Annotated in this window: 8 protein-coding genes and 1 pseudogene; 3 read left to right on the top strand and 6 right to left on the bottom strand. The window is 64.2% G+C overall.

Going from position 1 to position 6,960, the window contains the following annotated elements:
• A pseudogene (locus AC5RWX_RS28550) lies at window positions 1-254 on the bottom strand (hypothetical protein); the annotation flags it as partial.
• A gap of 231 nt (window positions 255-485) precedes the next feature.
• On the opposite strand from AC5RWX_RS28550, the gene nhaA reads away from it, so the two are divergent.
• Window positions 486-1,826, top strand: coding sequence for a Na+/H+ antiporter NhaA (nhaA, locus tag AC5RWX_RS28545; protein WP_494099612.1), 1,341 nt, complete (start codon window positions 486-488; stop codon window positions 1,824-1,826).
• A 99-nt stretch (window positions 1,827-1,925) separates the two neighbouring features.
• On the opposite strand, the gene AC5RWX_RS28540 is transcribed toward nhaA, so the two are convergent.
• From AC5RWX_RS28540 to AC5RWX_RS28520, 5 genes are all read right to left on the bottom strand, one after another.
• Window positions 1,926-2,189 (bottom strand): GlsB/YeaQ/YmgE family stress response membrane protein, encoded by a 264-nt coding sequence (locus AC5RWX_RS28540; protein ID WP_163167433.1) that lies wholly within the window; start codon window positions 2,187-2,189, stop codon window positions 1,926-1,928.
• A 164-nt stretch (window positions 2,190-2,353) separates the two neighbouring features.
• Window positions 2,354-2,578, bottom strand: a complete 225-nt coding sequence (locus AC5RWX_RS28535; RefSeq protein ID WP_494099611.1) for a hypothetical protein — start codon at window positions 2,576-2,578, stop codon at window positions 2,354-2,356.
• 132 nt (window positions 2,579-2,710) lie between these two features.
• A complete protein-coding gene (locus AC5RWX_RS28530; RefSeq protein ID WP_494099610.1) occupies window positions 2,711-3,481 on the bottom strand; it encodes an MBL fold metallo-hydrolase in 771 nt (256 codons plus the stop codon).
• Window positions 3,478-4,068: a hypothetical protein gene (locus AC5RWX_RS28525; RefSeq protein WP_494099609.1), complete on the bottom strand. Its 591-nt coding sequence runs from the start codon at window positions 4,066-4,068 to the stop codon at window positions 3,478-3,480. Before AC5RWX_RS28525 ends, AC5RWX_RS28530 begins: the two co-directional genes overlap by 4 nt.
• A 13-nt stretch (window positions 4,069-4,081) precedes the next feature.
• Complete coding sequence (locus tag AC5RWX_RS28520) at window positions 4,082-5,230, bottom strand: zinc-dependent alcohol dehydrogenase (protein ID WP_494099608.1); 1,149 nt, start codon at window positions 5,228-5,230, stop codon at window positions 4,082-4,084.
• Between the two features lie 218 nt (window positions 5,231-5,448).
• Between AC5RWX_RS28520 and AC5RWX_RS28515 the strand changes: the two genes are divergently transcribed.
• Both AC5RWX_RS28515 and AC5RWX_RS28510 read left to right on the top strand, forming a co-directional pair.
• Window positions 5,449-5,973 carry a DUF2243 domain-containing protein gene (locus tag AC5RWX_RS28515; protein ID WP_494099607.1) on the top strand — a complete coding sequence of 175 codons (525 nt, stop codon included), beginning with the start codon at window positions 5,449-5,451 and terminating at the stop codon, window positions 5,971-5,973.
• Window positions 5,974-6,052: 79 nt separating this feature from the next.
• A complete protein-coding gene (locus AC5RWX_RS28510) occupies window positions 6,053-6,937 on the top strand; it encodes a manganese catalase (RefSeq protein ID WP_494099606.1) in 885 nt (294 codons plus the stop codon).
• The last annotated feature ends 23 nt before the right edge of the window (window positions 6,938-6,960 follow it).

The raw sequence follows: 6,960 nt of genomic DNA, 5'->3' as shown, positions 1-6,960 counted from the left end.
CCGTGGATGTGCTGGACGTGCGGGTACGGGGCGTCCATGAACGTGGCCGGCATGCCCGAAACATTCAGGACAACATGGGCCTGGTTGCCCGTGACATCAACAGTGATAGTGCCCGAGCCGGCGCTGCCATTGAGCTGACTGAGGGTGGACTGGTAATGGTCGGCACCATCATGGGCCATGGCCGGGGCACCGGAAAGTGCAAGGGCGCCCAAAGCGAGGGTTGGAACGGCCATAAGGCGGAGTGTCTTGTTCATCGGAAAGCAGTCTCCTCATACAAGTAACGTTGCCGTCCCAGGTGAGGGACACTGGTACTTCGGAGCTGCTCCTGCTTCGGATGGAAAAGGAGTGAACTGGACCACAACTTCTGCATTGACACTGCCTTGAGGCCATCATGGCGGCAGGGGTGCGCCCCTGTAAGATGGATCGAAGGTGCGCCGGGAAGTCTGGTCGGCATGATTTTGTCGAACCGAATTTGAGGACGCTTCATGAGTAAAACGCCCCCACCCAACCCCACCCGCTCCACGATCTTCGGACGCGGCAGCTATGCCGAGTCCCTCCGGATCGGGGAGATCCTGCGCAAGGAGACTGTAGGCGGGGCATTGTTGGTCGCCGCGGCGATTATCGCCCTGGTCTGGGCCAACTCGCCAGCTTCGGACAGTTACTTCGCGCTCCGGGACTACAAGGTGGGCTACGAGCCCTGGCACCTTGAACTCAGCCTCGGTGCCTGGGCAGCCGACGGCCTGCTGGCAATCTTCTTCTTCCTGGTGGGCCTGGAGCTGAAGCGGGAGTTCGTGGCGGGAGACCTGCGGCAAATCAGCAAATCGATCGTCCCTGTGACTGCTGCAGCGGGCGGAGTGGTGGTCCCGGCGCTGATCTATGCGGCCATCAACCTTGCCAGCCCGGAGACCTTGCGGGGCTGGGCAATCCCTACCGCCACTGACATCGCCTTCGCGGTTGCAGTCCTGGCCATTATCGGCTCGCACCTGCCCAGCGCGCTGCGAATCTTCCTGCTGACCCTGGCTGTGGTGGACGACCTCATTGCCATCAGCATCATCGCGTTCTTCTACACCAGCGACCTGCACGTCATGCCATTGCTCCTCGCCCTGATCCCGCTGGCGGTCTACGGCTTCCTGGCGCACAAATTCCGATACTTCTTTGGCATGAAAGCTCCGGCGGCCTGGGTCATCCTGTTGCCGCTCGGCGTGGTCACGTGGGCACTTGTCCACGCCTCAGGCATCCACGCCACGGTGGCCGGCGTGCTGCTGGGCTTCGCCATCCCGGTGATCCGCTCGCAGGCAGCCGGCGGCCCGGAGGCGGGACCGGGCCTGGCGGAAATCTTTGAGCACCGCTTCCGGCCCATCTCGGCGGGCGTGGCTGTTCCCATCTTCGCCTTCTTCTCCGCCGGCGTGGCTGTTGGCGGTTGGGGAGGACTGGGTTCTGCCCTGGCGGATCCGGTTGCACTGGGCATCATCGTGGCGCTGGTGCTCGGAAAGCCGGTCGGCATTATGGGCACCACCTGGCTCCTGACGAAAACCAGCAGGGCAGAGCTCGATAAATCCTTTAAGTGGATTGATGTCTTCGGTGTGTCACTCCTGGCCGGCATCGGGTTTACCGTCTCCCTGCTGGTGGCCGAGCTCAGCTTCGGGCAGGGGAGCCTGCATGATGACCACGCGAAGGTAGGCATCCTTGCCGCCTCCCTGCTGGCGGCCTTGCTCGCAACGGCAGTCCTTAAGACCAGGAACCGACAGTACCGTGCAGCCGAAGCGGCTGAAAAAGTGGACGCGGACCAGGACGGCATCCCGGACGTGTACCAGGAAAAGCCTTAAAGCCAGGCCGGCAATGGAGTTTTTGTCCGCGTACGGGGACTTCGCCAGTCCTGAAACGGGCGTACGTGGACAAAAGCTCCAGGTTCCGGGCGGTGGGCTTTAGCGGCGCACTGACCTGCGCCGGCCAACAACTGCCTCGGCCGTGCCCACCAGGAGCACAGAGGCGATGACAGCCACGATGAATCCCAGGAAGTTCAGCTCGAAGATGTCTCCGGTGCCCAGCAGGGAAGCAACTACTCCGCCGATCACCGAGCCCACCAGGCCCAGCAGCAGGGTTGCCAACAGGCCCAGGTTTTGCTTGCCCGGCTTGATGAGGCGGGCCAGTGCGCCGATGATCAATCCGGCAACGATGAATCCGATCATGATGTGCTCCTTCGTGGTGGTAGCGGGCAGGTATTGCCCGGACTGCCGCGGTGGTGCCGCATTGGCTTCATTCTATGCGCGGCGGCATGCCGGGTTTTCCTACGCCTCCAAAACCATTCGGGGCTGTCCCCGGGCGGCAGGACCAGTTCCTGCAACCCGCGGTGTCAGGCGGTGGCCAGAGGCTTGGCCTGTTCCTCCACATGCCGTATCTCCAGCGCCTCCGGATCCAGCAGCTTCCGTGCGCCGGTCCTGGCATCCAGGATCCAGAACAGTTCCAGGGCGGGTACGACGTCGGTAACGCGCCCCCGGTGGAAGAGCTTGCCGTTGTGCCACGCTTCGATCTGGTCGCCGATGCGAAGCTGGGCCGTCATTACTTTTGGTGCCTCCATGATGCGGTGCCTCCTGCTGTTGTATCCCCGTAAGAACAGCTTGCCGTGGCGAGGTTGCTGAAATGTTTCAACTGAGTGTTTTTTCTGTGTCAGCAGCAGGGATTACGACGGCGGGCTGGCGCGCAGCAGGGATCAGGCAGCCGCCTCGCGCCGGGCTGCCTCAACGGCCTCCCCGATGCCGCCTGTCCATGGTTCGCCGTGGCCGGGCAGGACCAGGGAAGCGCCGGTCCGCGCGAGTTGGGTGAGGGTGTCCAGGTTCTGCCGGCTGTCCATGGTGGCGGCTCCTGCCACGATCCGCGGCCCGGTCCGGCCTGAATAGGGATCGAGGGTCACCAGGGCGTCCCCGCTGAACAGCACATCCCGGTCCCGCAGGTAAAGCCCGCAGTGCCCGGCGGTGTGGCCGGGGGAGAACACCACGTCGGGCGATCCCGGGACCGGCAGCGTGCCGGATCCGGCAGGGAACAGCATCAGGTCGTCGACGCCCTTCACCCGCAGCGCGCCCGCCTTGGTCATCCCGGCCAGGACGGGCAGGCCGCCGGGATGCGCCAGCGCAAAGACGAAACGGGACTTCTCGTGCTGGTACCGGTAGGGGTGGCGGGCGATGAAGGAGTCCCCGCCGTGCACCCACACCGGCACCTTGAATTCCGAGTGCAGCCGGTGCGCCAGGCCCAGGTGGTCGAAGTGCGCGTGGGTGAGCACCACGGCCTTGATATCGCCGAGGGCATGCCCCAGGCCCCGCACCGATTCCTCCAGTGTTTTCCACATTGCCGGCAGTCCGGAGTCCACCAGGGTCAACCCGTCGGAGCTCTCCACAAGGTAGAAATTGACGAAGGCCTCGGAGACACAGTGGACGCCGTCCGCCACCGTGGTGAACGACGCCCTGCCCGAGGTGGCCTCCGTCATTTCCGCCCCACCGCCGCACGCCTGAGCGCCCGCACTGCGACCACACCTCCAAGGCCGGCAAGAACCCAGGGCCCGCCCACTAACAGGGGGTCAATCCACTGGTGGTTCACGTCGGCGCGCTTTTTCCCGAACCGGGAGCCCAAGCCATGACGGGAAAACTCGCTGAGCACGCCGGTCTCGGTTACCGGGTTGTCCGGACGCAGGGTAGCGAACGAGCGCAGGTGGTGTTCCCAGGCGTCCACCCGGTCCGCCGCGATGAGCAGCAGCCAGTGCGCGGCCCGGCCTTCGCTGTACTTGTAGGCGTATTTCCGGATGGCACCCGACGCGCCCTTGGGAGGGGTGGAAGTGCCAAAAACAGGTGTCACGAAAGCGTGCTCGATGGACCGCTCCCGGGGCCACTTCTCTTCCTGGCGATCAGGGAAGTCCCAGTGCGCGCCGGTCTTAATTCCGGGCTGCTCACGGGGGAAGGAGGGCCGGTCCGCCGGATCGAGGTCCGCGCCCCATCCCGGAATCCGCGCCCGCAGGTCCTCCACGGACTCCGTCAGCGCCGGCTTGCCGGCCGTGTAAGGCGTAGGTATTTCAGCCATGGTGCTGTTCCTTTCAGGCCGGGGTGGAAACGATGAGGGGCTTGATGCAGTCATCGAGCTTCGCGGAGAACATGTGGTAACCCTCCGCGATGTGCTCCAGCGGGATGCGGTGGGTGACGATGTCGCTGGGCTTCAGGTACCCGTTCCGGATATGTTCGAAGAGCCGCGGCCACTGCCGCTTCACCGGGCACTGGTTCATCCGCAGCGTCAAGCCCTTGTTCACGGCGTCGCCGAACTTTACGGCGCTGAAAATGGGGCCGTACGCGCCCACCACGGATACCGTTCCGCCCTTGCGCACGGCGTCGATTGCCCAGTTCAGCGCAACAGGAGAGCCGCCCTGCAGCTTTAGTTTCGCGGCGGTCACGTGCTGGAGGAAGTTGCCGTCCGCCTCCGCCCCTACCGCATCAATGACGACGTCGGCGCCCAGGTAGTCCGTAGCCTTCTTCAGGTGCACCACGATGTCGTCGTATTCCACGAAGTTGTACGTTTCGGCATGGGCAAAGGTGCGGGCCTTCTCGAGCCGGTACTCCAGGTGGTCGATCACGATCACCCGGCCGGCGCCCATCAGCCAGGCGGACTTGGCGGCGAACAGGCCCACCGGGCCGGCCCCGAACACCACCACGGTGTCCCCTTCCGCGATGTCGCCGAGCTGGGCACCAAAGTAGCCGGTGGGAAGCGCATCGGTGAGCAGGACGGCGTCCTCTTCGTCCATCCAGTCCGGAATTTTGGCAGGTCCCACGTCGGCGAAGGGCACGCGCACGAACTCCGCCTGGCCGCCGTCGTAACCGCCGCAGGTGTGGGAGTAGCCGTAAATGCCGCCCACTGCCGTCGCGTTCGGGTTGACGTTGTGGCAGTTCGAGAACAGGCCGCGTGAGCAGAAGTAGCAGGAGCCGCAGTACACGTTGAACGGGACCATCACGCGGTCTCCTACGGACAGGTTCTGCACTGAGGAGCCAACTTCGTGCACCACCCCCACGAACTCGTGGCCGAAGGTCATCCCCACCCGGGTGTCTGGCATCATGCCGTGATAGAGATGCAGGTCAGAACCGCATATGGCTCCAGTGGTCACCCGGACAATTGCGTCGTTGGGGTGCTCGACCCTGGGAATGTCTTTTTCTTCGACCCGGATCTTGTACGGGCCCCGGTAAACCATTGCTCGCATGTGTGCCGCCTTGGGTTGTTGGCTGACAGTGCGGTTCCACTCTCGCAGGAACTGCCCCGCTGCTTGAGGCGCACCGCGTGGCCTACGTTTCCACTTCGGGCAGGAGCTGGTCAAGGGCGCAGGGTCGGCACCGACAGGGGGGTGCAGGTTTGCTTAGTGCGGCCCGACGGCGGGTAGGGGTCAAGATGAAAGGTGCACCGACGAAGGGGGAACGAACAGTGTCACGGGAAACCCGAACGCCGCCGGCGAAGGCGGCCGGTGTGGCGGCCAAGGCCCCGGCCTTCCTGTTCGGCATGGGGATCGGCGGTTTTGTGGACGGCATCGTCCTGCACCAGCTGCTGCAATGGCACCACATGCTCAGCCACACCGAAAGCGGCAACACCAAAACAGTGGCCGGCCTGGAATTGAATACTCTGGCGGACGGCTTGTTCCACAGCGCCATGTGGGTGCTGGTGGTGGCCGCGGCAGCCCTCACCGTCCGCGCCCGCCGGCAGGGGCGGCTGTCAGCCAGCTGGAGGTTCCATGCCGGCCTGGTCCTGTCCGGGTGGGGAGTCTTCAACATCGTCGAGGGCCTGGTCAACCATCAGCTCCTCCAGATCCATCACGTCCGGGATGACCTGGGCGGTCCGCTGGCCTGGGACCTTGGCTTCCTGGCGGTCAGCGTGGTCCTGGCCGTGGGAGGCTGGCTTCTGTTTCGGGGTAGTCAACCGTCTGGAAATATCGGCGCATCTGACGCAGGATAGTAAGCATGCTGATTAACTAGGCTGCCGGAACCGGATCGGTTCCAAACAAATCCAGATGTGAGCTCGAGAGGACATACTCATGGTTTTCTTTCACAAGCAGGAACTTCAATACAAGGCGACGCCGGATAAGCCGGACGCCGTCTACGCCCGGAAGCTGCAGGAAGTCCTGGGCGGGCAGTACGGTGAAATCACCGTTGCCATGCAGTACTCATTCCAGGCCTGGAACGCACACATCCCCGGGAAGTACCGGGACATGCTCTTCGGGATCGGCGCCGAGGAATTCGGCCACGTTGAAATGTTGGCCACCATGATTGCGCAGCTGCTGGAGAAGGCGCCGCTGGGCATTACCGAAGACGCCGTTCAGGCCGATCCCACGGTTGCGGCCGTTGTGGGCGGTATGGACGTCCAGTCAGCCATCGTGGCCGGCGCCGGCGTCCGGCCCGTGGACAGCAACGGAAATCCCTGGCAGGGCAGTTACATCACCGCCAGCGGCAACCTCCTCGCCGACTTCTGGGCGAACGCCAACGCCGAGATGCAGGGCCGGCTGCAGGTGGCCCGGCTCTACCACATGACCGACGACCATGGGATCCGGGACATGTTGTCCTTCCTGCTGGCCCGCGACACCATGCACCAGAACCAGTGGGTGGCTGCCGCCCGAGAGCTGCAGGAGGAAGGCAACGAAAACTTCCCCGTGCCGAGCAACTTCCCTATCAACAAGGAGATGCGGGACGTTGCCTACCAGTACCGGAACTACTCCGACGGCCAGGCCGCGGCGGAAGGTTCATGGGCCAAGGGCCCCACACCGGACGGCCTGGGCGAGTTCACCTATGTGGCTGAACCCCCGGCCGGCGTCCCCATGCCGCCGCCCACGCACCCGGATTCCCGCTTCTACGGGACCACTGAGCTGCCGAACATGATGGAGAAGGCTGCGGGAACCATCCAGGACACGCTCAAGAAGGAGTAGCTGCCGGCGCGTGAAACCGTCCG

Source organism: Arthrobacter sp. SPT-J7 (assembly GCF_059089965.1).
Note: the sequence above shows the minus strand (reverse complement) of the source record. Positions and strands in the feature narration are given on the sequence as shown.